Annotated in this window: 21 protein-coding genes, 4 tRNA genes and 1 pseudogene; 9 read left to right on the top strand and 17 right to left on the bottom strand. The window is 46.4% G+C overall.

Annotation, left to right across the window (positions count from 1 at the left end):
* Positions 1-3: 3 nt before the first annotated feature.
* From ACXAD8_RS01775 to ACXAD8_RS01755, 5 genes and pseudogenes are all read right to left on the bottom strand, one after another.
* Positions 4-405 (bottom strand): annotated as a pseudogene (locus ACXAD8_RS01775) (SDR family oxidoreductase); the annotation flags it as partial.
* A gap of 252 nt (positions 406-657) precedes the next feature.
* Positions 658-1,002, bottom strand: a complete 345-nt coding sequence (locus ACXAD8_RS01770) for an SDR family NAD(P)-dependent oxidoreductase (protein ID WP_475224280.1) — start codon at positions 1,000-1,002, stop codon at positions 658-660.
* Between the two features lie 12 nt (positions 1,003-1,014).
* A complete protein-coding gene (locus tag ACXAD8_RS01765) occupies positions 1,015-1,872 on the bottom strand; it encodes an RDD family protein (RefSeq protein ID WP_475224279.1) in 858 nt (285 codons plus the stop codon).
* Positions 1,873-3,045, bottom strand: coding sequence for a vWA domain-containing protein (locus ACXAD8_RS01760; RefSeq protein ID WP_475224277.1), 1,173 nt, complete (start codon positions 3,043-3,045; stop codon positions 1,873-1,875).
* Positions 3,045-3,881: an AAA family ATPase gene (locus ACXAD8_RS01755; RefSeq protein ID WP_475232852.1), complete on the bottom strand. Its 837-nt coding sequence runs from the start codon at positions 3,879-3,881 to the stop codon at positions 3,045-3,047. The genes ACXAD8_RS01760 and ACXAD8_RS01755 overlap by 1 nt, the downstream gene beginning before the upstream one ends.
* 177 nt (positions 3,882-4,058) lie before the next feature.
* Here ACXAD8_RS01755 and cysK point away from each other — a divergent pair, with 177 nt between their 5' ends.
* Positions 4,059-5,024: a cysteine synthase A gene (gene cysK / locus ACXAD8_RS01750; protein ID WP_475224275.1), complete on the top strand. Its 966-nt coding sequence runs from the start codon at positions 4,059-4,061 to the stop codon at positions 5,022-5,024.
* A gap of 122 nt (positions 5,025-5,146) precedes the next feature.
* Positions 5,147-5,587: a hypothetical protein gene (locus ACXAD8_RS01745; protein ID WP_475224274.1), complete on the top strand. Its 441-nt coding sequence runs from the start codon at positions 5,147-5,149 to the stop codon at positions 5,585-5,587.
* A 12-nt stretch (positions 5,588-5,599) separates the two neighbouring features.
* Here the strand turns inward: ACXAD8_RS01745 and ggt are convergent, their stop codons facing one another.
* Complete coding sequence (ggt, locus tag ACXAD8_RS01740; RefSeq protein ID WP_475232850.1) at positions 5,600-7,321, bottom strand: gamma-glutamyltransferase; 1,722 nt, start codon at positions 7,319-7,321, stop codon at positions 5,600-5,602.
* 81 nt (positions 7,322-7,402) lie between these two features.
* Positions 7,403-8,167 carry an enoyl-CoA hydratase gene (locus tag ACXAD8_RS01735; protein WP_475224272.1) on the bottom strand — a complete coding sequence of 255 codons (765 nt, stop codon included), beginning with the start codon at positions 8,165-8,167 and terminating at the stop codon, positions 7,403-7,405.
* 95 nt (positions 8,168-8,262) lie between these two features.
* Between ACXAD8_RS01735 and rrtA the strand changes: the two genes are divergently transcribed.
* Positions 8,263-8,886 carry a rhombosortase gene (gene rrtA / locus ACXAD8_RS01730; protein ID WP_475224271.1) on the top strand — a complete coding sequence of 208 codons (624 nt, stop codon included), beginning with the start codon at positions 8,263-8,265 and terminating at the stop codon, positions 8,884-8,886.
* A 14-nt stretch (positions 8,887-8,900) separates the two neighbouring features.
* On the opposite strand, the gene ACXAD8_RS01725 is transcribed toward rrtA, so the two are convergent.
* Positions 8,901-11,393, bottom strand: coding sequence for a prolyl oligopeptidase family serine peptidase (locus ACXAD8_RS01725; RefSeq protein ID WP_475224269.1), 2,493 nt, complete (start codon positions 11,391-11,393; stop codon positions 8,901-8,903).
* A gap of 155 nt (positions 11,394-11,548) precedes the next feature.
* Between ACXAD8_RS01725 and ACXAD8_RS01720 the strand changes: the two genes are divergently transcribed.
* Positions 11,549-12,094 (top strand): glutathione peroxidase, encoded by a 546-nt coding sequence (locus tag ACXAD8_RS01720; protein WP_475224267.1) that lies wholly within the window; start codon positions 11,549-11,551, stop codon positions 12,092-12,094.
* Between the two features lie 123 nt (positions 12,095-12,217).
* Here the strand turns inward: ACXAD8_RS01720 and ACXAD8_RS01715 are convergent, their stop codons facing one another.
* Positions 12,218-12,829: an FMN-dependent NADH-azoreductase gene (locus ACXAD8_RS01715; RefSeq protein WP_475224266.1), complete on the bottom strand. Its 612-nt coding sequence runs from the start codon at positions 12,827-12,829 to the stop codon at positions 12,218-12,220.
* Between the two features lie 335 nt (positions 12,830-13,164).
* On the opposite strand from ACXAD8_RS01715, the gene ACXAD8_RS01710 reads away from it, so the two are divergent.
* The 5 genes from ACXAD8_RS01710 to ACXAD8_RS01690 all read left to right on the top strand — a co-directional run bounded on the left by ACXAD8_RS01710 (position 13,165) and on the right by ACXAD8_RS01690 (position 15,098).
* Positions 13,165-13,241, top strand: a tRNA-Met gene (locus ACXAD8_RS01710).
* Between the two features lie 9 nt (positions 13,242-13,250).
* Positions 13,251-13,335 (top strand) — tRNA-Leu (locus tag ACXAD8_RS01705).
* An 8-nt stretch (positions 13,336-13,343) separates the two neighbouring features.
* Positions 13,344-13,418, top strand: a tRNA-Gln gene (locus tag ACXAD8_RS01700).
* A gap of 36 nt (positions 13,419-13,454) precedes the next feature.
* Positions 13,455-13,529, top strand: a tRNA-Gln gene (locus ACXAD8_RS01695).
* Between the two features lie 138 nt (positions 13,530-13,667).
* On the top strand, positions 13,668-15,098 hold the full coding sequence (locus ACXAD8_RS01690; RefSeq protein WP_475232849.1) for an alanine/glycine:cation symporter family protein: 1,431 nt from the start codon (positions 13,668-13,670) through the stop codon (positions 15,096-15,098).
* Between the two features lie 44 nt (positions 15,099-15,142).
* Here the strand turns inward: ACXAD8_RS01690 and ACXAD8_RS01685 are convergent, their stop codons facing one another.
* The 8 genes from ACXAD8_RS01685 to ACXAD8_RS01650 all read right to left on the bottom strand — a co-directional run bounded on the left by ACXAD8_RS01685 (position 15,143) and on the right by ACXAD8_RS01650 (position 26,322).
* Positions 15,143-15,319 carry a hypothetical protein gene (locus ACXAD8_RS01685; protein ID WP_475224264.1) on the bottom strand — a complete coding sequence of 59 codons (177 nt, stop codon included), beginning with the start codon at positions 15,317-15,319 and terminating at the stop codon, positions 15,143-15,145.
* Positions 15,316-16,464 (bottom strand): FAD-dependent monooxygenase, encoded by a 1,149-nt coding sequence (locus tag ACXAD8_RS01680; RefSeq protein ID WP_475224263.1) that lies wholly within the window; start codon positions 16,462-16,464, stop codon positions 15,316-15,318. Before ACXAD8_RS01680 ends, ACXAD8_RS01685 begins: the two co-directional genes overlap by 4 nt.
* 161 nt (positions 16,465-16,625) lie before the next feature.
* The gene (locus ACXAD8_RS01675; protein ID WP_475224261.1) at positions 16,626-17,852 is read right to left on the bottom strand and encodes a TolC family protein; all 1,227 of its coding nucleotides are present in this window, start codon (positions 17,850-17,852) and stop codon (positions 16,626-16,628) included.
* Positions 17,853-17,869: 17 nt separating this feature from the next.
* Positions 17,870-18,637 carry an efflux RND transporter periplasmic adaptor subunit gene (locus ACXAD8_RS01670; protein WP_475224260.1) on the bottom strand — a complete coding sequence of 256 codons (768 nt, stop codon included), beginning with the start codon at positions 18,635-18,637 and terminating at the stop codon, positions 17,870-17,872.
* Entirely contained in the window at positions 18,628-20,700 is a 2,073-nt protein-coding gene (locus ACXAD8_RS01665) for a hypothetical protein (protein ID WP_475224258.1), read from the bottom strand. Before ACXAD8_RS01665 ends, ACXAD8_RS01670 begins: the two co-directional genes overlap by 10 nt.
* A gap of 3 nt (positions 20,701-20,703) precedes the next feature.
* Complete coding sequence (locus tag ACXAD8_RS01660; protein ID WP_475224256.1) at positions 20,704-22,695, bottom strand: GAF domain-containing protein; 1,992 nt, start codon at positions 22,693-22,695, stop codon at positions 20,704-20,706.
* A gap of 195 nt (positions 22,696-22,890) precedes the next feature.
* Positions 22,891-23,019 carry a hypothetical protein gene (locus ACXAD8_RS01655; protein WP_475224254.1) on the bottom strand — a complete coding sequence of 43 codons (129 nt, stop codon included), beginning with the start codon at positions 23,017-23,019 and terminating at the stop codon, positions 22,891-22,893.
* A gap of 33 nt (positions 23,020-23,052) precedes the next feature.
* Positions 23,053-26,322 carry a beta strand repeat-containing protein gene (locus ACXAD8_RS01650; RefSeq protein WP_475224253.1) on the bottom strand — a complete coding sequence of 1,090 codons (3,270 nt, stop codon included), beginning with the start codon at positions 26,320-26,322 and terminating at the stop codon, positions 23,053-23,055.
* Positions 26,323-26,569: the final 247 nt, after the last annotated feature.

Genomic DNA, 26,569 nt, shown 5'->3' with positions numbered 1-26,569 from the left:
CTGTTATTTTCCGCCAGCTAAATCCAGAAACGTACCGGTAATATAGGCAGCTTCATCTGACAATAACCAGGCAATAGCATTAGCCACCTCTTCGGGAGTCCCTCCTCGCTGTAAAGGAATTTGAGGGATCAAGCGCTCAACGCGATTGGGTTCACCGCCATCGGCATGCATGTCAGTGAAAATAAAAGCTGGCCTGACACTGTTAACCCTGATATTCCTGCTGGCAAGCTCAATGGACAAGCCTTTAGTTATGGCGTCCATCGCGGCTTTTGATGCCGCGTAATCAACATACTCAAAAGGTGCGCCAGTACGCGCTGCAACCGAAGTTACATTAACAATGGCTCCTGCACCTTCAGCCTGTTTGATAAAGGCCTTACAACACAAAAAACAACTTGATACATTAGAGCGTGTTGATCTTTGCGGTACAATTTTGCAGCAGTCTGTGTGCAATTTAGACAAGGCGAATGCTTGAAGGTCTGGTGGTTCCAAATCAAAAGCATTTAACGCGGTATAAATTGCACACAGGCGCTGCCCGAAGGGTTCGTCATATAAGCGCTTTACTCTTTGTCACAGTCCTTTGACTTAGAACCACTAGGCCTGTAGGACTGTTCCGCGATTAAAGCGCTTATATTTAGAACAAATTTCGTACAGCAAAGGTCAACACGCTCTAGTATTCATCGTTGCCTGAAAACGAGCCAAACTCATTTCCTCTAACGGCATTTGAGTTTGTAGCATACCTGCATTGTTCACCAGGTAACTAACTGCTCCCAGCTCAGCATTGGCCTGTTGGAACAAACGCTGAACGTCTGATTCAAGGGACACATCCGCCTGAACAGCAATGGCTCTGCCGCCAGAGACCACAATATCCTTTACAACTTTGTCAGCACTCTTAGCATCGCGACGATAATTAACACAAACGGCATAGCCCTGACTTGCGAGCTTTTTTGCTGTTGCGGCACCAATTCCCCTGCCAGCTCCTGTTATCAATACGGTTTTATGCACACTCTGCCTCTTTTAGGGTAATTCGGTTTCAATACATACTTTCGGCGCATCTTTGACCACCACCAGTGTTCCGGAGATTTTATCCTGAATTGCCTGGCGATTAGGATCCCAATACACCTGAATAAAGCCCATAAGTCCAGTGGCAAAGCCTGCGGTATATCCACCGTAGCGGCCAAATGCATCCCACAGGTTCAGATCCGAGCCATCCAGCTTTATCACCTTGATGCCACAAAGTTTTTTACCAATAGTCTGGCCAGAAAACCATCCGGTAAAGACACTAAAGTAAAACGCAGCCCAGCCAAAATTAATACCAAAAGACGGCAATGCATCACTAATTTGTTGCCACAAATTCGGAACCTCAGCACTGCTCAGCTCAGGTACCTCTTCCAGTTCCAGTAATTCTGGTACCTGCAATGTCGCAGGGTTACTTACGTCTTCATCAATAACTTGAGTTGCTCCATACTCAGGGCCGTTAGCAGAGCTATCGTCGAAGATAGCCTCCCATAAGCCGACGATAAAGATAAATGCGCAAAGGCCACCAGTTACCTTGAGAACTGCTCGGGTAACCCGGTAGCCCTGCCTCTTGTTGAGCTGTCGCCCAGCAGCGAGGAGTGTCCATCCGATAAACCCGAACAGCATAAAATCACTGAGATGGGTCAGAAGCAGTATCAGAGCCAGGTCGACAAGCATAGCCAGCCCTCGCTTACCCGGCCCCGCCAATGGCTTGCCATAAATTTCCGGACTGACCGCAAAAGCATAAGGCGTAACGAAATTCTTGTTGTCCCTTATTAGGGGCACATTTGCTCTTTCACCTGACTCAAGCATTGACTTAATTGGTTGCTCTTGATTGTCAGGCGCAGGCGAGCTCATTTACAGTAATTCCTTAATACCATTTGTTATGCCTGACAGCGTTAGCGGATACATTCGCTGCTCCATAATCTCATGCATGATTTTTACTGATGCATAGTAAGACCAGTACTGTTCAGGCTGAGGATTCAGCCAAATGGCGTGTTTAAAATGTTGCAGCAAGCGATTCATCCAAACCGCTCCGGCTTCTTCGTTCCAGTGTTCCACACTGCCACCCGGATAGGTAATTTCATAAGGCCCCATGGTGGCATCACCAACAAAGATCACCTTATATTCGCCACTGTATTTATGAATGATATCCCAAACAGAAATGGTTTCTTTGCGACGACGGCTGTTGTCTTTCCAGACCCCTTCATAAATACAATTATGAAAATAGAAAAATTCCAGGTGTTTGAATTCAGCGTGTGCGGCTGAAAATAACTCTTCGCAAGCCTGGATATGAGCATCCATGGAACCGCCCACATCAAAAAACAACAGGACTTTAATGGCATTGTGTCGCTCTGGCATCATTTTAATATCCAGATACCCGGCATTTTTTGCAGTCGCGCCAATGGTTCCCGCCAGATCCAGCTCATCTCTGGCGCCGGTACGAGCAAATTGGCGCAGTTTACGCAAGGCCACTTTGACATTGCGGGTACCCAGCTCCACATCACTGGCTAAATCTTTGAATTCCCGCTTATCCCATACCTTAGCCGCAGAAAACTGACCGTTGCCATCCTGCCCTATTCTTACCCCTTCGGGATTATAACCACCAGAGCCAAAAGGCGATGTGCCGCCGGTACCTATCCATTTATTGCCGCCCTGATGGCGCTTTTCCTGCTCCTGAAGGCGCTGCTTTAAAGTTTCCATCAACTTTTCAAGGCCCCCCAGACTTTTGATTTTCGCCTTTTCTTCTTCGCTAAACAGCCGGTTAAACTCCTTGCGTAACCACTCCTCGGGGATTTCTTTGCCAAATAAATCGATAGACTGAATACCTTTAAAATAATCAGAAAACGCCCTGTCGTATTTGTCGAAGTTAGATTCATCTTTTACCAAGCACACTCTTGCAAGATGATAAAAGTCTTCCAAATCAGCGAAAGCCAGGTCCTTGTCCAGCGCATTGAGCAAATCCAATAACTCTCTCAGGGAGACCGGAACCTGGTAATCTCGCAGTTTAAAAAAGAATGGGATTAACATTAGCGACGCGCCATAAACGCCAGTTTTTCAAACAAATGGATATCCTGTTCGTTTTTAAGCAGCGCACCGTACAAAGGCGGAATGGCTTTTTTGCTGTTTGCCTCATGCAGTACTTCTTCAGGAATGTCTTCAGCAACCAATAATTTTAACCAATCCAGCAATTCAGAAGTCGATGGTTTTTTCTTGAGTCCAGGAATGTCCCGCAAATTGAAAAAGGACTCCAGAGCCCGATTTAGCAAGCTCTTTTTCAGGTCCGGGTAATGCAGCTGCACTATTTGTCGCATCTCATCTTCTGATGGAAAACTGATGTAATGGAAGAAACATCGACGCAAAAAGGCATCAGGCAGCTCTTTCTCATTATTAGAAGTGATAATCACTATCGGTCTTTGCTGTGCTTTGATAGTTTGCTGAGTTTCGTAAACATGAAACTCCATTCGGTCCAATTCCAGTAACAGATCGTTAGGGAATTCAATATCGGCTTTGTCTATTTCATCAATCAATAGTACCGGCCGCTGTTCGTTCTCAAATGCCTGCCACAGCTTGCCTTTGACAATGTAATTGGCAACATCATGAACTTTATCATCACCCAGTTGCGAGTCTCGCAAACGCGATACCGCATCATACTCATACAATCCCTGTTGCGCTTTAGTGGTGGATTTAATGTGCCACTGCAGCAAGGGAACGCCTAAACTATCTGCCAACTCTTGTGCCAATACGGTCTTGCCGGTACCCGGCTCACCTTTAATCAGAAGCGGCTTTTGCAAGGTGATAGCCGCGTTAACCGCCAGTTGCAGATCTTTTGTAGCCAGGTATTTATCAGAACCCTGAAAGGACATCATTTCTCCCAAATTAACAGTGATTTCTTGAAATCTCGGTTTATTTCAAAAAATTTAACAATAAGTTATAGCAAAATACACTTTCATTTTAGGCAAATCGGCCTAATCTAGTGTTTAACCGTGTTTAGGTCACTAGACACCATCAGAATATAAATGCCAGCATTTCAAGGACATATTATGAAGTTTTTTGAAGATAATTCCCAATCCATCGGTGGTACTCCCCTGGTTAAACTCAACCGGGTTACGCAAGGTAACGTTTACGCCAAGATGGAATCCCGCAACCCCAGCTTCAGTGTTAAATGCCGTATCGGTGCCAACATGATTTGGGATGCCGAAAAGCGCGGCGTATTAACCGAAGGTAAAGAGCTGGTTGAGCCGACTTCAGGTAATACAGGTATCGCACTGGCGTTTGTAGCCGCTTCCAGAGGTTACAAATTAACCTTAACCATGCCTGCTAGTATGAGCCTTGAGCGACGTAAATTGTTAAAAGCTTTAGGTGCTAACGTAGTGTTAACTGAGCCACCTAAGGGCATGAAAGGTGCTGTTGCCAAAGCACAAGAAATTGTTGACTCAAATCCTGATAAATTTGTCATGTTGCAGCAGTTCGACAATCCGGCTAACCCGGAAATTCACGAGAAAACTACCGGTCCGGAAATCTGGGAAGATACTGATGGCAATATTGATATCTTTATCGCAGGTGTAGGTACTGGTGGCACCATCACGGGTGTTAGCCGCTATATTAAACAAACCAAAGGCAAAGCCATTACCAGTGTTGCGGTTGAACCTACTGACTCACCGGTCATTACCCAAGCCAAAGCTGGTCAGGAATTGACCCCGGGACCACATAAAATTCAGGGTATCGGTGCGGGCTTTATCCCAGGTAACCTGGATTTAGACTTAATTGACGAAGTTGAGCAGGTCAGCAACGATGACGCCATTGCAATGGCTCACCGTTTGATGAAAGAAGAAGGTATTTTGGCCGGTATTTCCTCTGGCGCTGCCGTTGTCGCCGCACAACGCATTGCTGCCCGCCCGGAAAACGCAGGTAAAAATATCGTTGTGATTATGCCCAGCTCTTCAGAGCGCTATCTGTCGAGCCCGCTGTTTGCCGGCTTATTTTCAGACAGTGAGTTAGAGCAGTAATACTCGATTCGATGAATTAGTGCTTAATTGTGAAAGGGAGGCGTTGACCTCCCTTTACTTTTTGCGAAAAAAAAATCAGACTAAGGGCCATTAAACAAAGCTAAGTTACATTGAAGTAGTATATGAAAAAACTAGCGGTTCTTATTCCTTTTCTGGTGTTGTTTGTCTCGGCCTGCGAAAAGATCAAACCTTCCGGTGAACAGGTTAACAATACAGCTGACATGTCAGCCCTGATATTCTTTGACAGCATCTACAACAAGAACGATTTCAGAACTGCGCTGAATCACGCCTCGCCGAGAATGCAGCGGCTGATGAAGTCATACCATACCTCAACGAATGTGGCTCGCCACCTGATCAACCTGCGTTACGATGGTGAAGTGATCATGGAAATCGATGCGGGAGATTCTGTGGGTCGAGTGGAGTTTGCCACCAAGCAAAATGTATCCATCTTCTTTACTGGCAACTATCAGGGCAATGTCATTGATGAATTGCGCACGGTCAAGATGATCAAAGAAGATGGCAAATGGGTTGTAGACGCTATCTTGGCAGATAAGTTTCGCTAAGCGATTGCTCGCTTAGCCACCTACCGCAATGCCTTCCCGGCGGGGATCTGCTCCGCCAATCAACTTGCCATCTTTTATCTGAATGCCGTGCAAACCGCTATTCAAATCAATAATTTTAAGTTTGCTGTGCCCTTTTGACTTCAGGATTTCCGCCAATTTTTCCAGATCGGTTCCTTTTTCAATGGCGGTATAATCATTGCGATTGGTGTATTTCGGCAGGTTTATCGCTTCCTGCACATTCAGCTCCCAATCCAGAATAGCCACCACAGTTTGTGCAACATAATTTATAATGCGACTACCACCAGGTGAACCGATAACCAGTACCAGTTGGTTATTTTCGTCAAACACCATGGTAGGTGACATAGAACTTCTGGGGCGCTTCCCCGGTTCTACCCTGTTAAGCACGCGATAAGCGCCTTTTGAAGGCATAAAATTAAAATCTGTCAGCTGATTGTTCAACAAAAAGCCCTCTACCATGAGCCCTGAACCAAAGGCAAATTCAATACTGGTTGTCATTGACACCGCGTTACCTTTTTTATCTACGATAGAAATATGACTGGTGTTGGGTAAATCATAGGAATTATCGGTTTGCAGAAACGCCTCTGAATAGGCTGCCCCGGGCCTGGCAAAACGAATATTTTTATCTGGTGAAATTTGCTCAGCACGCCTGCGCAAATAGCTTTGGTTGATTAACGCGGCAAAGGGTAAACGACTGAAAGCAGTATCTGCGATATACATGTTGCGGTCGGCAAATGCCAGCTTCGAAGCCTGAGTAAACAGGTGAATCGCTTCAGGGCTATTTGGCTTGTATTGCTCAAGCTTAAAGCCTTCCAACATCTTGAGCATTTGCAACACACTGATACCACCGGACGCTGGCGGCGCCATGCCACAAACCTTATATTTTTTGTAATGGCCACAAATGGCATCGCGCTTTAATGCTTTGTAATCAGCAATATCATCTTTGCTTAAAACCCCCGGACGTATCGAGGAATTTTGCACAGTTTTTGCGATACGCTCAGCCAGTTCTCCCTGATAAAAATAATCAGCACCTTCAAGTGCGATACCATGAAGGGTGCGCGCCAACTTTTTATTCTTGCGTTTGTATCCGGCTATTATCGGTGTGCCACCGGGATAAAAATAAAGCTTGGTATTGGTAAAGGCCTGCAGGCCAGGGTGCAAATCCAGCCCCACTAACTTTTCGAGGCGCGGGGTCACGGTGAACCCTTCTTCAGCAATGGCCGCAGCGTCTAAAAACAGCCTTTGCCATTCCAGAACACCAAACTCCTTGTGGGCCAATTCCAGTGCTCGCAGAACGCCGGGGACACCAACAGAGCTGCCTCCCACTACGGCTTCTTTCCAGGGAATTGGCTTGTTGCCACGCATAAACATTATGGGGCTGACATCAGATGGCGCTGTCTCCCGACCATCAAAGGTGTGCAGTTGTTTATTTTCGTTATCCCAATACAAAATAAAAGCACCACCGCCTATCCCAGATGATTGCGGTTCTACCAATGTCAACATGGCCTGAATGGCTATCGCCGCATCTATAGCGCTACCACCTTCATTAATTATCTTTTTGCCAACCCATGAAGCATATGGATGAGCAGCCACCACCATATAATTTTCGGCCGTTACCGCTGATTTTGTCTTAAATCCAGTAGCCGCTTCAGGCTCACCGTCTTCTCTTACTTTTTTACCTGTCTGAGCCAGTGAATTGCTGGCACAAGCAATCAATAAACAAAGTGCGAAGATTTGTTTAAACAATGTGTAAATTCCTCGATAATTAAAATCTGAGCCAAAAGATGAAAACCGGGTTTAGCAATACTTTTTCGGATCCGGTTGGCGCTTTTCCAGGAACGCACTGAATGCTTCTTTGGCGGCCTCCGATTTAAGTTGCTCAACAAAGACATCAATTTCTTTGTCTATGTGCAATTTTACGCGATCTGATGCAGATTTCATTAAGGCTTTTGTGTGTTTTAATGCCGCAGCCGGTTTAGCACCGAGTTTCTGAGTAACTTTCAGACAATGTTCCGATAACTGTTCTGCCGCCAGCACATCATTCACCAAGCCAAAGTCTTTTGCTTCCGCTCCACCAAAAGACTCTCCCAACATCAACCATTCGCTGGCTTTACGCTGACCAGCTAACTGTGGCAACAATAAACTGGATGCATACTCGGGAACCAAAGCCAGGTTAATAAAAGGCAGTGAAAAAACGGCAGAATCATCGCAATAAACAAAATCGCAATGCAACAACATGGTGGTACCAATCCCTACTGCCATACCTGACACTTGTGCCACAACAGGCATTGGAAAGTTCATCAACGCCTGCATAAACTCCAGTGTTGTGGCTAACTCAGCTTTACTCTCTACCTGAGCAAACTGAGCCAGGTCATTCCCCGCAGTAAAATGCGCGCCAGCCCCCTTGATTAGCACGGATTTAATGGCCGGGTTATGCTGATGCTCGTTGAGTTCATCGGCCAACTCTTTGTACATTTCGGCGCTTAAAGCGTTGCGTTTTTCTGGACGGTTTAAGGTTAAGATCAAACAAGATTGGTTTATTTCTTTCAAAATCAGCGACATAGCAATTATTAATTCTGTTAGTTTTGTGGCATATTCACTTCAACATAAACCTTGCTATGCTGCTATGCAATCCCAAACTGAGTTTTTTCAGCATAATGTCTTTATTTAAATCAGTGTTACCCAATCATCTTCCAATTAAAACCGAGCATTGGTTGGTGCTGCTAATCTGTGGCATAGGCGCTACGCTCTTATTTGCTTTTGATGCTCGATTACATGCACAGTTAAATTATGATGTAAGTGCATTGGTTCAGGGACAGTGGTGGCGTTTACTCAGCGCGCACCTTCTGCATACCAACCTCTATCACTTGTTATTAAACCTGGCGGGATTGTTTTTACTTTGGGCATTACATGGCGAATACTACCAACATAAAAACAGCCTGTTACTAATCCTGTTATGTAGTTTAGGCACTGCAACCGGACTGTTTGTTTTCTCTGACCTGACTCATTACGTTGGTCTTTCAGGTACCCTACACGGTTTATTTGCCTGGGGCGTTATTCAGGATATTAAACGCGGTTATAAAACCGGTTGGCTTTTGTTGGCAGGTGTTGTCATTAAGCTGCTTCAGGAACAATTCTACGGTGGCAGTATAGCCACTGAATCGCTGATTCAGGCAAAGGTCGCAGTGGATTCTCATTTGTATGGCGCGTTATCGGGATTGTTAGCCGCGGGTTTAATATCGCCGTGTAAGCAGCTAAAACAGGCGTCAAACGACGCCTGATATATAACTATCATTTACTTAACATGAGTTTCCATCAGTTTGTAAATGCGGCGATACTCGTCCAGCCATGAACTTGGCTCTTTAAAGCCATGAGGTTCCACTGGATAAATAGCAGTTTCAAAATTTTCCTTTTCCAACTCAATCAAACGTTGAACCAGGCGCACTACATCAACAAAAAACACATTGTCATCCACCATCGGGGCATTGATAAGCAATGGTTTATTGAGGCCTTCAGCAAAATAGATAGGCGAGCTGCGTTCAAACGCGATAGGGTCTACTTCAGGTGTGTTCAGGATATTTGAGGTATAAGGCGTGTTGTAATGTGCCCAGTCAGTTACCGGACGCAATGCAGCCCCAGCCTGAAACAGATCAGGTTGGGTAAACAACGCCATAAAGGTCATGAAACCACCATAGGAGCCACCATAAGTGCCTACCCTGTCGCGATCAACTCGTGCGTTTTCCACCAACCAATCAACTCCATCCTGTAAGTCTTGGATTTCTGGTGTCCCCATCTGACGATAAATAGCGGTGCGCCAATCGCGGCCGTAACCCATAGAGGCGCGGTAATCCATATCCATCACTATATAGCCCTGTTGTACTAAAAAGCTGTGGAACATAAATTCACGGAAGTAACCCGACCAGCCAAGATGTGAGTTCTGCAGATAACCCGCTCCGTGATTAAAGATAACTGCAGGATAATTTTGTTCGGCAGACAGTTGCTTGGGCATATAAACCCGTGAATATATCGGTTTTTCACTGTGATCTGATTGCACCGGCACAATTTGCGGAGCCACCCAGTCAAAACTTAAAAATTCTTCACTCACTGTATGGGTCAAACGTCTCACGTCAGCACCCGGCTGAGCAGACAAAACATAAAGCTCTGGCGGCAATGTGAGTTTGGAATGTTGTAGGACTAATTTGGATTCATCCGGGCTCAATTGATAATCGCTTTTGCCATTTAAATCCGTGATGGCCTGAATTTCTCCGGAGTCCAGCGCAACCCGATATATTTCATAAATTCCGGGGTGCTTTATATTGGCCTGAAAGTACATGAACTTGTCATCTTGAGTCAGAGTTAACTCATCCACTTCATAAGGGCCAGGAGTCAGGTTTTTTGATGCGCCATTGAGTGTTTTTGTATACAAATTGGCATAGCCTGATTCTTCAGATAGGTAATACAAGGTTTCGCTATTGTTTAACCAACCAAAGCTGTTAAATTTATAGTTAATCCATGCATCTTCGTGCAGGCGGTGTTGCTGGTTAAATTGTTGTTTGTCCCAATCAACGGTGGCTATCCAACGGTCTTTGTTATCCCAGGCTTCTAACATAACCGCCACCTGAGAGCCGGTTTCACTCCATTGAATTGCGCTCTGGTCCCAATACCAGTCCAGCATCAAAGCAATCGCTCTTGGTGTGGCTTCAGACTGATATTCCTCACCTTTGCGCTTGGCATTTTCCGCTTTTACATCAGCAAGAACATCTTCATCAAAACCAGTCAATTGCTCATAGCTTAGCAAGTGTTTTTCCTTCGAGGTCAAATCCAGGTACCAGATTTCATGCTCAACCGGCTCAGCATCCGCCACCCTGGCTCTGACGCTTTCCGCCTTAATTCGACCGTTTTCTTTGATGTAATTCGGCATGATATCGCTATCAGAGCGACTTTCTACATCGTCTCTGGTGACTAAGATCGCCTTGCTAAGATCAGGAGAAACGCTGACTTCCACCAGTTCGGTGGCACTGTCAAAGTAAAATACATTGGCGTTATAAACCGGATTTTCAGCTTTCAGAGTTTGCTGATGGTCGAATTGCTGCTGACGCTTGTCGCGTTGTGACGCCACATAACTGATCAGCTTAATTTGTTCTTCCGCAATATAATCTTCCGGCTCTTCAAGCGCTTTGGGCGCATCTGCAAAGTGCCAGGCTAATAGTTGCGAGACACCGCCCTGCTGCATATCCACCACATAAACCGTCCCGGCATCGGAATAAACCAGATCGCCGTCATTGCTGAACTTCAGGTTGTAGGGTTGGCCTAACTGTCTGGTGTGCTGTCTAACCTCACCTGACTGCAAATTTTTACTGAAAACGCTGTTTTCAAATACCCAGGCCAATGTTGAACCGTCTGGGGAGCGCACTGCATCATCAGGTACCAGGTGCATATCAGACAATGGCACCCGTTCTCCGTTACCCGCATCTGGCTGTGTGGTATCCAGGCGCCATAAATCGTTCACCACTGAACCCTGCCTTTTACGACTATAAATCACTGTGCTGGAATCATCAGCCCAATAATAATGGCCGGGCTGACGACCGAGCCAGTCTGGATCTGACATGATCTTTTCCAAAGTGATGCCATTAGGGGTGGCCTGATTAGCCATCTGAGCAACCACTGGGGGGACCTGTGTTGATTGTAGTGCGACATTATTCCCTTTAGTTTCAGCGGTTGCTGAGCAAGCGGTTAACACCACCACACTGGCACTGAGCAGGGATATTTTTAGTTTGCGGGTAAACATTTTTATTCCATCGTTATTGTTGTTTCTGGACAATAATTCATTAAACCGTCATTGTGTAGGGGTTGCAAACACCGCCAGAACAAAATTCAGTAGTGACTGATCTTTAGGTGTTAACTTTTAGTAACAAAGACAACCCGATTGTTGAAGAGAAAATTATGAAACGAATCTTTCTGCCTGCAGTACTTTTCCTGTGTTCAATCAACCTGGCGTGGGCCAATCAATGCCCTGCCGAGCTTAAGCATCTCAAACGCAAATTGAATAGCCACGAAACTGTAAATTTATGTAACGAATTTGCTGGCAAAGCGGTGTTAATCGTAAATACGGCCAGTTACTGTGGTTTCACACCACAATTTGAAGGTCTGGAAGCATTATATAGTGAGTACAAGGAACGCGGTTTTGTGGTTCTGGGATTCCCAAGCCATGATTTTAACCAGGAAGATAAGGATGAAGCTAAGACAGCTGAGCTGTGTGAATTGACTTATGGTGTGCAATTCCCCATGTTCGAACCTCTGCATGTCAGAGGTGATGATGCAGACCCAATGTATAGACAGCTAGCCAAGGCAACCGGAACTGCGCCTAAATGGAACTTCTATAAATACTTAATCAACAGTACCGGCGATACCATAAAAAGCTATTCATCTTACACCAAGCCTACCGATGCCGATTTTATAGCGGATATCGAAAGCGCACTTCCCCAGTAATTTTGAGCAAAAAAAGCCCCGTTAAATTAACGGGGCAATAAGCACACTCAACTTGGAACACACTTTAGCTAACAGACTTGTTATCGGGGAGATAACAATGTCAGCTTTGCTAACTGCAATAGTTTAGGCAGCGGTTTTACTGATTAGTTCAATAATTTTTTCATTTGCTTGTGCAAAAGCATTGTTTGCCGACTCCTCTCCCATTGCCAAACCTTCTGCGTAAACGAACTCAACATCGGTAATACCAACAAAAGCGAAGAAGTCCTTTAAATAAGTCGTCTGAGAATCTTTTGCAGTACCCGCATACATACCACCACGCGCCGCCATAACATAGACTTTCTTATTTTCTAACAGCCCCTGTGGACCATTTTCCGTATAGCGGAAAGTAATACCTGCACGAGCAATACGGTCAAACCATGCCTTTAAAGTAGAAGGTACTCCAAAGTTATACATAGGTACGCCTAAAACGATTACATCGGCATTTTGAATCTGTGCAACAAACTCATCTGACAAACCAGCCAGTACTTTTTGCTTATCTGTGCGCGCCTCAGGAGCCGTCATCCAGGATTGCATCTCTTCACCAGTTAAGTGCCCAATGTTTCTTTGACTCAGATCCAGTGTTTCAATGGCAACACTTTCCCCATCATTTAGCTGGCGTAAAAAATCCTGCACCAATTTATTAGAGTTACCCTGTTCACCATTAATACTGCTGTTTACCACTAAGATATTTTTCATTGCTTGCTCTCACTCAATTAATTAAAAACAACTGGTTGCAGTATCATTTATATTTTTTCGATTTAAAATCGCATTATTTCGGCACTTAAGTCCTATTTTTTAGAAAGTAAGGTGAATTCTCAATTTTTGAGGCCCTGAAGTACGGCGAAAAACGCTGAAAACAACGGAAAAATTCATAAAAACCTGACTACGGGGTTAACAATTAGCCAGATAATTCACACTTTTTAACCGAATTGTTTACTTCGCCAGCAGTTAATAAATTTGTCATAAAAAGGGGTTGACCTACCCAATCCAGATCAGCATAATACGCGCCACTCGACAAGCAGTCGGGTAACGGCTAAGTAGCTCAGCTGGTTAGAGCACATCACTCATAATGATGGGGTCGCAGGTTCGAGTCCCGCCTTAGCCACCAACTTTTTTTGCGGAAGTGGTGAAATTGGTAGACACGCTGGATTTAGGTTCCAGTGCTTCACGGCGTGAGAGTTCGAGTCTCTCCTTCCGCACCATAGATTGTTGGGGTATAGCCAAGCGGTAAGGCAGCGGGTTTTGATCCCGCCATTCGTTGGTTCAAATCCAGCTACCCCAGCCACCTTTTTTATTCATAACGCCGATTGCTTATGAATATTGGGGTATAGCCAAGCGGTAAGGCAGCGGGTTTTGATCCCGCCATTCGTTGGTTCAAATCCAGCTACCCCAGCCATTCAAGAACGCCAGACCAATGTCTGGCGTTTTTTTATGCCTGATATTCCCTACTTTTCCCCGGAAGCGCGATTTCATCTGGACTTATGGTTCGACAAAAGTCAGTATTGGTGCCCAAAAAAACTATAAGGTCTTTATTTTGGTCAACGAAATCGTTTCTGCCATTAACGGCGTACTTTGGGGCAATACGATATCTCTCCCCATCATTGGCGGTGTGCCCATCCTTATTCCCCTGTTGGTCTTCGCAGGTTTTTGGTTTTCAGCAAAATTAGGCTTCCTGCAATTCCGTCATTTTGGTTACATGTTCTCAGTAATGAAAGGCAGTACCAAAGGCGGCGAAAATGGTATTTCTTCATTCCAGGCTTTGTGTACCAGCCTCTCTGCCCGGGTCGGTACAGGTAATTTAGCTGGCGTGGCGGTGGCTATTTCATTAGGTGGTGCTGGCGCTGTATTCTGGATGTGGATGATTGCCCTGCTAGGTATGGCCACCGGTTTTGCTGAAAGTGTTTTAGGTCAGCTATACAAGGTTAAGGATGACAACGGCGAATTCCGAGGCGGTCCCGCTTATTATATCCAACAGGGACTCAATAAACGCTGGTTAGCCATTGCCTTCTCGTTGTGCTTGTTTCTTGGTTATGGCTTTATTTTTAGTGCGGTGCAGGCAAATACTATCACCGATGCTCTTAACAATGCTTATGGTATTCCAACATTTTATAGTGGCCTGGTAATCATTTTGGTGGCAGGTGCCATCGTAGTGGGTGGATTAAAGCGCATCGCCTCATTCGCGGAATACATCGTGCCCTTCATGGCAATTGGCTACGTGACTATCGCCCTCGTAATCACCCTGATCAACATTCAACATGTGCCAGCCGTACTGTGGGATATCATTAGTTCTGCATTTGGTTTGCAGGAAGCCGGCGCAGGGGCACTAGGGGCAGCCATCAAAAATGGTATCCAGCGAGGATTGTATTCCAACGAAGCTGGTTCAGGCAGTGTGCCTCACGCCGCGGCCGGTGCCACGCCAAACCCTAACCACCCGGTTTCTCAAGGGTATGTACAAATGCTAGGGGTGTTTATCGATACCATGATCCTTTGTACTTGTACTGCAATCATTATTTTACTGGCTGGCGGCTCACAGAGTGATCAGATGGAAGGTATCCGCTTAACCCAATCAGCAATGGAAACTCACTTGGGCGGGGTGGGCGCAGATTTTGTCGCCGCTGCGATTAGTCTATTCGCCTTTACGTCTGTGGTGGCGAACTATGCTTACGGCGAAAGTAACCTGCATATGTTTAAGCTGGACCACAAGATAGGCCGTACCGTGTATACCACGGGTTATCTGGCGATGATCTTGTGGGGTTCCAGTGCCGCTTTACCGGAAGTCTGGGCTATGGCAGATATGGCTCTGGGGATGATGACGGTTATTAACATAGTCGCGATTATTATGCTCACCCCGACGATAGTGGCCATCAGCCAGCATTACTTCAATAAACACAATGCCGGTGAGCGACCTGAATACAAGAATGGCGATTGTGAAATCCAGGGCGAAACTGAAAAAGGTATCTGGTAATCAGCTACTCTTTTTCCCGGGCAGAATTGAACTGCAATTCTGCCTTAAAAAAACGCCATCCTGATTAATTGCAATACCAGCATTATGCCCACCAGCGGCCAAATCCAGCGAGTGATCTTTTGCAATTCTTCCGGGCTGTGGCGTTTACCGTGCTTTTCCACTAAAGGCACCACAATAAACAGTGCCAAAAACAACAGACCTAAAATTATCAATACCGTCATGTTCTTACTCCCAACGCCCTTTTGAGCGCCTGTTTTTTTAACGGACCACTTCGCTGCGCAACAAACAGTCCGGCATTTCGTATTAACTTTAATATTGGATTGGGATTGCAAAAAGCAAGATTAAATCCATCCATTGCCGTCATCATCAGACTATTTTCTTTGCGGCGTGTAGCTTCGTACTGATTCAGTTGTTCTGTCATCTCAATTTCAGGATTTATTTTAAGCAATGCTGCAACATCCTGAAATCCGAGATTAACACCCTGTCCTGCCAGCGGGTTGATACTGTGGGCGGCATCACCACAAAGCACGACACGCCCCTTGTGATAATGATTAGCATGATTACGACGAATTGGAAAACTGGCGACATTGAGTATTTCGAAATCACTATGTAGCTTTGGAAAAGACGCCAATATCCGCGCTTTTAGTTGTTTTTTGTCTAACTGAGCCAACTTCTGAACTTCATTGGCAGAGTGATACCATACCAGGGTTGCGAATTGTTCAAACAACGGTAAATAAGCCATCGGCCCTTCATTAGCAAACTGCTGAAAGGTATGTGGCAAACTTGGCTGCGCCGTTTTGATATTGACGGAAAGCACCTTTTGTTGGTACTGCCAACCAGTTTCACCCACCTGCAGAATCTTTCGGATGTTGGAGTTGCCGCCATCAGCACCAATGACTAAGGAGGCCGTATAAATATCACTGCCCAGTTGACATCGTCCAGCTTCTGCATCCAATAAAGTTCCGTCTTCAAACCATGTTAGCTGCGATTTAAACTGACTTAAGGCCTGATGAATTGCCAATTGCAAATGGCGATTCTCCATTAAGAACCCCAGGTGACTAATACCCAAATCGCTGGCTGAAAAATGAGTTTCACAGCCGGGATTTTCCCACACAGACAATTTGCTATAGCGTTGCAATCGCTCCATCTTTAAATAAGACCAGGCACCCAGCTCCGTCAGTAGCTGCTCTGAGCCGAGACTAATTGCCGAAACTCTGATATCTGGCTCAGCGGTCAATTCTGACCAGTCAGGAACATTGGGCTCCACAATTGCAACGCTATAGCCCTGCTGCACAAAGCCCAGAGCTGCTGCGGCACCCACCATACCACCGCCAAAAACAATCAGGTCAAGGTGTTTTTCGTTCATTATCTATCCACCTTAGTCGATGACCAAAGCTCGTGGAACAGCGAAAACTTTTCTGAAATGTTGATTTTTTTCAAGGACATGAGTTTGTAAATCGCAGGCTGGTACAAAGGCCTATAATAGCAAAGCTGAGAATGGCTTGTGGAGTTTTTAGCTGTATCTGATTATTTCTCTGTGCCCATAGAAAACTCCAGCTGCGCTTTAGCGATGAAAAAGTCACCTCTGGCAGCTAATAAATCGCTTCGGGTACTGGTTAGCAGATCCTGAGCATCCAGCACGTCATTAGCGGTACTCAATTGTTCTTTGTAACGAATTCCACTAACCCGAAAGTTCTCTTCCGCCTGACTCACCGCTTTTTCCAGCACCTTGATGTTTTGTCTGGCTTCCTGAACTGCCAACCAGGCACTGTGAGTTTCCTGCTGTACTAACTCTTTACTTCGCGCCAGATTTTTCTGAGCAATCTGTAGATCATGAACCGCGTTTCGATTTCGATTACGAGTCGAAAAGTTGTCCCATAAAGTCCAGTTCATATTGATACTAAGCTGAGTATCTCTGGCAGCACCGGCAAAATCAAAATGATCAGATAAATTAGATTGTGTCACTCTGGCGGTAAGTGTTGGCCAATAGCCTGACACTGCACTGCTTTTGCTGCGTCTGGCTATTTGCACGGCGAGGTCAAGTTGTTGTAAATCCGGACGGCTGGCTAACGCCATTTGCAAACTTTGTCCTAATTCTGGCGTATAAGAAATGTCAGGATTGGAACCCTCAGGAGACACTTCCACCAGGATGTTTTGATTTAATAGAATGTTTAAATTAGTAAGGCTGCGCTTAGCGGTATTTTCTGCCACCAGCAAAGCCTGTTCACCGCGTGCAACCCGAACGTCGGCCTGCAGTAAGTCGTTGCGCCAAATCTTGCCATTGGCATAGAGGTGTTGCGCATTATCCCGGTGCTGCTTTAAACGCGCCAGTGATTGTCTTGCTTCCTGGGCCAGAGCGTTGTTGGTGATCAACTGATACCAAATCTGTTTGACATCAAAAACCAATTGCTGCTTTTGGCGAAGATAGCCCAACTCCGCATCCAGCGCTCTCAATTTACTGATTTTCCATGCCTGCCATACGGTTGGGTCGTAAAGTACCTGGTTTAACTCTAATCGCGCGGAATAGGAGGTCAATAAAGAGTTACTCTGATTATCAAAAAGATCTTCACTTCTGGATGCGCTTAAACTGAGATCGGGAAACAATTGGCCATAAGCAGTTTGCTCATCATTGTGGGCTTTTTGCAGCTGTTCCAGGGCAATTTGATAATTAATATTCTGTTTAAAAGCTTTTTCCAAAACCGCATCCAGAGTTTCAGCCCCTGCTCCAAAACTCAACACACTGGCAATTACCAAACAAGTTTTTAACCCTTTTAAAACCACGCCTTCAACTCCACATATCGACCTGAGATCAGAATTGACTCATTGGTTTTGATATCCCACACCACTCTCCTGAGGCCGCTGGAAGGTTGGAGAATAGGAAACAAGCGCTTCACGGTTGCAGTACCAATGACCTCGCCTTTAAACAACACATCAGTTGTGTCACCCACTTGCAATAAATCTGTGTACTCCGGAGGAACGTCCAATGACATGGTTAATAGTGTCAGGGATGCAAACTCAATGATAGGGTCACCGGGTTGCGCCCATTCCCCGGCTGATATTTTTGTGTTTGCAACAACACCATCATACGGGGCGAGTAAAACCGCCTGCTGCACGGCCAGTTCTGCCAATTCAAATTTGGAGCGATTAACCGCCACCTTGGCTTCAGCTGTTCTTACCGAAAACTCAGCCTCAGTTAAAGCAATATCCGAAAGGATATTTTCATTCACCAGGCGTCGGCTTTTTTCCAGAGCGTGCCGTGCTGCAGCCAGCTCGGCTTCCGCGGAAAAAAACATAGCGCGAGCCTGACTTAACTCAGCTTTGAGTTTAATATCGTTGATGTGGGCCAGCTTTTCACCACTTTGCACAAAGCTTCCATCGGAAGCAATCCATGTGACCTGACCCTGTTGCGCCACCGATAATTTAGCTTGCAGGGCAGGCACAACAACGCCTCGCAGATATACTGAGGCCAGATTTTCTGCCGAAACAGCTTGGCATAAAAACAAACTGATGAATAAAAATAACCGCCTAATTAAAGCCATAAATCCGCTCTGAAAAATTTCCTGATTTTAAACATAAAGTGTCGCCAAAGAGGCTGGTTTTCACCATAAATCTTAGCCTCTCCACTTACCCCTACCGGCAAATAATCTCCCGGCTGCCAGTCCGTGATCAGCATCCTGACCAAAACTTTTTGCTCAACACCAGCTGATTTCGCCAGTGCTGAAATCACCTGAACTTCAGCTTCATGTACCCGGCTAAGCTGCGCTGTTAATCGCACCTTAGCTTTGTCGCCGGGAGAAAGGTAAGAAACATCCCTTTGATCAACAATTGCATCGAAAAAGCGGCTGTTTTCTGACAGCAGTTTCAATACCTCCTGCTGCTCAGAAAAATAACGCCCTTGCAATAAGTCTGGAGCTAACCCTTCAACCATCCAGTTACCCTCTGGGGCATGGACCTCCAGATCACTCAGTTTTTTGTTGGTGGATTGCAGCTTTTCAGCCACGAGTGCCAATTCAATCGCCAGTCTGGCTTGGGTAGATGATTCGTTTTCCAACATGGCAGCCACTTTCTGGCCTTCCAGTTCAGCCCGTCGCGCCTGTAAGTCTTGTTTTAGCATCAGTAATTCCGGTGAAGACATCACTAGCAAAGGCTGTTCAGACTGGAGCATCAATCGGCGCTGCTCTGAATAGTTGACCTGCTCCACAAAGGCATTCACTGGACTGTATACAATATGAGTTTGAGCTTCTACTACCCCTTCTGAATACAGGGTTAAGCGAGGTTGCCAAAATATACTCACACAAATAGCGACGACTAATAACGCCAGTGTTCGCAGTTTGGTTTTTTTGTCTTGCCACAAATGGTGTTTACACCATTGCACTACCGTCATCATCCAGGTTCCTGTTATGGATTTTAAAAATACATAGATCAGATAGATAAACCCCAAAATAGCCACAAAGCCAAATTGAGCATATACAAACTGATAGCCCAACCAGCCAATAAATGACAGCATCAGGGTCATGTAAAACACAACCGCTGTGCCATAAATCCAATAAACACGCTTTTCTCTGGGCGTTGGATTAAAGGGCTTTTCTTCCTCACTTCTGAATAGTTTAGTTTTTAGATTCCATGAAAACCAGGCCAATGCATTTTGTCTTAAATTTTGCATCTCCAGCCAGTCAGTCAGAATGTAATAACCATCAAATTTCAGTAAGGGATTGAGGTTCACCAATAAAGAGCTGGCGGTGCCGATGGTCATCAGTACGAATGCGACATATCCCACCGGATTATAGATATCCACCAGCAACCAAACGATGGTGGCTATCGCCGCCAATAATAATTCCACCCAAACTCCGGCTAATGCCACCTGAATCTTGTGAGTTTTGTTTTCAAACAGCCAGGCGTCGTTGACATTGCAGTACAAACAGGGTTGAAAGCACAATAATAAAAAGCCCATTTCATGGACATCCCCTCCGTAATACTTACAGGTGAGACCATGCCCACATTCGTGCAGTGCTATGGCACACAAAGCGATAACCCAGATGTAAAACACTCCACTGATCTGAGTTTGTAAATAAACCTGGGTGAAATCCTGTGCGAATCGCTCTGCGTTAAACAAGATCACCATCATCGCGAATACAATAAACCCAGCCTGAAACTTTACGACTTTGGGAGACCACATAAAACGGATGGAGTCGATAATATTGTCAAACCACTTATTGGGATTAACCAACTGAAAGCGCATCATCAGGATACTGCCTTTGGCCTGCAACATAGACTTTTTGCGCTCATCCCTGATTCGCTCTAACAAGGCCACATTTTCTTCTTGTTTACTGCGTTTAAGGATTTGGTAGTCTTTGCAAGCGTGATACACCGATTCAGCGGTGTCAGTATCATATTCAAAGAGTTCTGACTCGCGATTAAAGCGCTCAACGATCGCCGTTAGGTCGTGTATGCCGTCGAACAAGCGAATTAACTCCATCTGAGGAACGCTAAATCTGTAGTACTCTTGTTTGTCTGGCTCCTTAACCACAAAGCTAACATCGCCTTGCTGCACAAAGCGACGCACTTTAACTTCGTCTCTTAATGGTGCCGGAATAACACTCAAAAGTTAAAATCCCAGAGTAAAAATAAAGAAGTTGCGAACTCTGCGCCAGTAGCGCTGCACTACCGATGTTTCAGGTGTATAAATCAACGCCTGTCCAGTCATACCTGGCAACACCCGGTAATCAGATTCAGTTATTAAAATTTCAGCGACAAAGCCGGTTTGCAACTCACTGGTATCGACTTCTTCTTCCCCTTCCAAAATAGTGGTAGGCACATCGTAGGAACGCCCCACATGCAAAACCTTGCCATAAACATACTCACCCGGCCTTGCTCTTAACACAGCCCTGACTTCCTGATCGATTTTGACATCCATAATGTCTTCTTCGGCTACGTGCACTACCAGGCGAAACTTGTCAGGATTGGCAATGCGGAAGATTTCAGTGCCAGTGCCAAAGTGTCGGCCCCTTAGTTCGCCGATATTGGTATTGAGTACAACTCCAGAGATTGGGGCGATAATGGCTGTGTTATTTAAATCTCCCTGCAACTTGATTACTTTAGCCAATGTGGATTCCCGTTGAATCATGGCATTGGACAAGGCGAAACTGTCCTTTTCAGCCCTGGCTTCCACAATTTGCCGCTCCGCAATGGCAAGTTGCGCCTGAGCCTCCACCAGTGCAAGTCGGATAGCCGTAGTATCCAATTCGGCGACGACATCACCTTCTTTAACCGGTTGCCCTTCTCGCACCAAAATACTGCTAATACGGCCATCTACCGGAGTGAAGATCCCCTGCCCCAATTGCGTTTCGACAGTTGTGGGGGCAGCAACCCAGCGCAAAACCGGTAAGAAGTGAAAACTCAGTAATAAGGTAACCACTGTTCCCATTACAATTGCTGCGCGCTTGCCTTTACTCTTAAACCATTTGAGACCACTATCCTTTAAGCCTGAGAGAGATTTGCGATTGGTGATACTTTTAAACAAGCTGGCATTGCGTAATGCGACCGTGGATTGAGACGCCATAATATGCAGCAGGTCGCCCTTACCGCCGTCAGCAAAGTGCGCCACATTGCTTTCGAACCAAAGAACACCTAAAACCCCCTCTTCATCGCGCAACGCAACGCTCCAGAGGCTTTTTACATCAAATTGATTAAGATATTTGACCCAGTCATTGGTTTTACCCTTTTGGGAGAGAATATAGCGCTCCTTTTCCGCCACATACACTGAGCGCTGCAGATTTTGCACTTGATTCATAAGGCCCAAAACCGCTTGTTGACGGGGATTTTTCAGATCTACCTTTTCGCCTCCGGAAATAACGTTGAGACTTAACTCGTCGTCGTCCAGCAGGGCAATAGCGCCGAATGACACATCCACAAGTTCATTGGTTCGGTTAACCACCAGATGCAGCACCTGATCAACATCTAACGTCGAAACGACTTCGTTAGATATGCTCATCAGGGCATTCATTTCCTTTACTTTGCTCTCCATTTCCATGAGGCGCGCATTTTTCATGGAAATAGCTGCGCTGATTGCCAGGTCTTTCACCAACTCACAATCATTGGTATCAAACTGACCATCGACACCATGCTTTTTATTTACGATTTGTATGGCCCCATAAGCCTCATCATCAATGATTAGGGGAACGCATATCATGGACCGAGTAACAAATCCGGTCTTTTGATCCACCGTTTGGGAGAATTCTTTGCTTTTGGCACAATTGAGAATGATTTTGGATTTTTGCGTTTCAATTACGGTGCCGACAATACCCACGCCAAAATCCAGCTTTAAACCGATCACTTCGTTTTTTACTGGTCCTTCGGCGAGGTGGCAGACATTCTTTTTCGCATTCTCGTCTTTGATCCACAATGAACCGGCTTCGGCGTCCAAGGCATTGAGGATGCGATCAAAAACAATTTGCATCAGGTGCTTAACACCATGAGCCTGTCCAATGAACTCGTGCGTGAGCTTTCTGGACGTGGAAAGTATTTTTATTTTACGTTTTAATTCGCCGACTTCCTTGCTGGCTGTGCTTGCGGTTTGCCTTGCAGTCCTGTTCACCATCAATAATCCCGTCACACCTCATTTGTCTTTGCTGTTTAAGTATAGAACGATATAAACAGAATAAGACTAATAAATTAGTATTATCGACGAAGTTACGAAAAATCTTGTTTTTTTATTTCAAATCAACCCCGTCAGCCTATTTTTTAGGCACAAAAAAGGCGGACTCAACGCCCGCCTTGGTGGTTTACAAAAAGGCTACTTTGAACGAGCTTTGGCTTTCGCCGTCTGCGCTCTGGCAGCTATCTTATAACCTTGCACTTTTGCGCCAGCTACTGCTGCTAGTGCTCTTTGCTTTACACGGTCAGCTTTGGTTACTGTTGCCATAATCATATTCTCCGTTAGTTAATAGAGTGCCTGTTAAGGCGTTTCATCAGTGTCAAATATTAAGGTGACAGTACCATCACCGTTATCAATTACTTCTGCCAGAGGCCAGCTTTGAATGGTGTAATTACCATCCGCATCCGGTCCGGTAGCTTCAGGAGGTATTCCACCGTCCCATTCACCTACCATGTCACCAGAGATAACAAAGGTGCTAGAGGCGAGGTCAACGTCACCCATATCGATTGGTAACGTCCAGCTGGTTGGGCCATCTGTATCATAGTCAAGCCCCCATTCAGCCGGATCACTGCCACCTTCGAATAATGGCAAGATGAACTCATTGACATAGCCGTTTGGATCCGGTGGCACAGTACCATGCATGTCGCCTGAATCCATAGGCTCACCTTCACCACCGTCTTCCGGATAAGGCGCATCGCCTGCCTCCCAGGTCTCAGAAGTACCATCAGGATAGGTTACGCTACCAGAACCATCACTGTTCATCGTCCATACTGTGCCATCTGCATCGGTATGAGTGCCGGAACCATCCGCGTTCCAGTAACCATAACTGCCATCTGAATTGGTATAGCTGCCTGAGCCATCAGCATTATAATAACCACTGCTGCCGTCGGCTGAAGTCCAACTGCCTGAACCATCCGAACTCCATTGACAACTGTTACCCTGACCATCATCGTAGCTACCGCCACCCTGACCGTCCCAGGTTTCCGTGCCGCCATCAGCGTAGTTGATACTACCGGAGCCATCAGCATTCCAGGTTTCTACCGTGCCATCGGCATAGGTGACTGTTCCGGAACCATCAGCATTGATTTGTTCATCAACGATTTCACCGTGGTCATCCATTTCACTGCCAGGTTCCATCCATTCGTCATCACCGTCGTCCTCAGGACCACCGGGTTCGTGACCACCACTCATGTTGCCATCACTGTCCCAGGTTTCAGTGGTGCCATCAGGATAAGTAATACTGCCTGAACCATCCGCGTTTTGCTGATAGACGGTACCATCAGGATCAGTGTGACTGTAAGAGCCATCAGAGCCATAACTACCGTGACTACCATCACTGTTGGTGTAACCACCAGAGCCATCGGCATTGTGATAACCACTGCTGCCATCAGATGATGTCCAGGAACCTGAACCATCAGCATTCCAAGTATAATTATTACCTTGCCCGTCATCCCAGGTTCCGCCACTCTGACCATCCCAGGTTTCGGTAGCGCCGTCGGGGAACACCATGCTACCAGAACCATCAGGATTAAAAGTCTCAACTGTGCCATCGGCATAAGTTAATACAGTTGTGCCATCGTCAAGCACCTGCTCGTCTACCACATCAGGATTAGGGTGAGAGCCATCATCGCCATGTTCTCCAGCTGTACCGTCATGGCCACCTTCACCGGCAGAACCGTCGTGTTCGCCACCTGAACCACTGCCTTGTGTCTGATCATCGCCTTCGCCCACCGGATTACCCTGTGAATCCCAGGCATCAACAGTACCGTCAGGATAGGTTACAGAACCCGAACCGTCAGCGTTGTATTGATAGGTTGTGCCATCAGCTTCAACGTGAGTACCTGAGCCATCGGCGTTCCAGTTACCATAGCTGCCATCAGAATTGGAGTAGCCACCAGAGCCATCAGCATTGTAATAACCGCTACTACCATCAGAGGAGGACCAGCTACCAGAACCATCAGCACTCCACTCACAGGTGTTGCCCTGACCATCATCCCAGGTCCCGCCGCCTTGACCATCCCAGGTCTCTGTAGAGCCGTCGGGGAACACCATGCTGCCAGACCCATCTTCATTCCAGGTTTCAACAGTGCCATCCGGGTGCGTTACCGTACCTGATTCGCCAGCTTCACCGCCACCTTCAGGATACTCGCCTCCGTCTTGCGGTTGTTCTCCGCCTGCCGGTTCACCTACTGGGTTACCTTGAGAATCCCACTCCTCAACTGAACCATCGGCATAAGTAATGCTACCTGAGCCATCAGCATTCTGTTGATAAGTAGTACCGTCAGCTTCAGTATGAGTGTATGAGCCATCAGAACCATAGCTACCGTAACTGCCGTCTGAATTGGTGTAGCCACCAGAACCATCAGCATTGTGGTAACCACTGCTGCCATCAGAGGATGTCCAGGAGCCAGAACCATCGGCATTCCAGGTAGACGAGTTACCTTGTCCGTCATCCCAGGATCCGCCGCCCTGTCCATCCCATGACTCAGATGAGCCGTCGGAATACTCAACACCGCCAGAACCATCAGCGTTCCAGGTGTAGGTTGTGCCATCGGCTTCGGTGTGGTTTCCAGAACCATCAGCGTTATATTGACCGGAGCTACCGTCTGCATTGGTGTACCCACCAGAACCGTCAGCGTTGTAGTAGCCACTGCTGCCATCGGAGGAAGACCAAGATCCAGAGCCATCTGCACTCCACTGGCTGGTATTACCCTGACCGTCATCCCATGAACCACCGCCCTGGCCATCCCATGTTTCGCTCGCGCCGTCTGGATAAACCATGCTGCCAGAGCCATCTTCGTTCCAGGTTTCAACCGTTCCATCCGGATGGGTCATGGTGCCACTGTCACCAGCTTCCCCACCATCTTGAGGGTGATCACCACCATCTTGTGGATGCTCTCCGCCATCACCTTCATGTGGCTGGTCTCCACCACCCTCTGTACCTTCGCCAACCGGATTACCCTGAGCATCCCATGCTTCGGTAGTGCCATCGGCATAAGTGATAGAGCCTGAGCCATCGGCGTTACCTTGATAGGTGGTACCGTCAGCTTCAGTGTGACTGTAAGAGCCATCTGATCCATATGAGCCATGGCTGCCGTCGGAATTAGTATATCCACCGGAACCATCAGCATTGTTATAACCACTGCTGCCATCGGCAGAAGTCCAGCTACCGGAACCATCCGCACTCCACTGGCAGGTATTGCCTTGCCCGTCGTCCCAGCTTCCGCCGCCCTGGCCGTCCCAGGTCTCAGTAGAGCCATCGGGGTACACCATGCTGCCTGAGCCATCTGGATTTTGAGTCTCAACGCTACCGTCTTGATGTGTGACTGTGCCGTCTCCACCCATCTCACCACCTTCATCTCCTGGAGGTGGACCACCTTCATTGCCTGTTGGCGGATGTTCTTCACCACCGTCCGGATGACCACCGTCATCACCAGGTGGCGGCGCGTCATTAGATTCAACGCCTAAATCACCAACTAAACCGCCAATCCCACCTGGGGCGATACGGTCTTCCAGTTTTTCAATTTTCGATTCAACTTTTTGCTTTTTGGGGCCTTTGTCGTCTGTCATTACTTATTGCTCCTAAGACAGGGTTCTGTACGAAACTACACAAGTTTCCCGTAGGGCTGTGTCATGAAACTCCTTTGACACCGTAACAGAGCCATCAAACTGCATGATTGAATCTCAACCTTGATATAAGTCAGTTACCCTTTGCAATGGAGACCACAACAAAGGGCAACACACTCATTTATCTGCTCTGTGATATTTCCAAATCTAGAACAGATATCGAACATTTCAAATGCACATTTAAACTTCT

Source organism: Planctobacterium sp. AWH2_060, from assembly GCF_056158425.1.
This window is presented reverse-complemented; position numbering and strand designations above follow the sequence as displayed.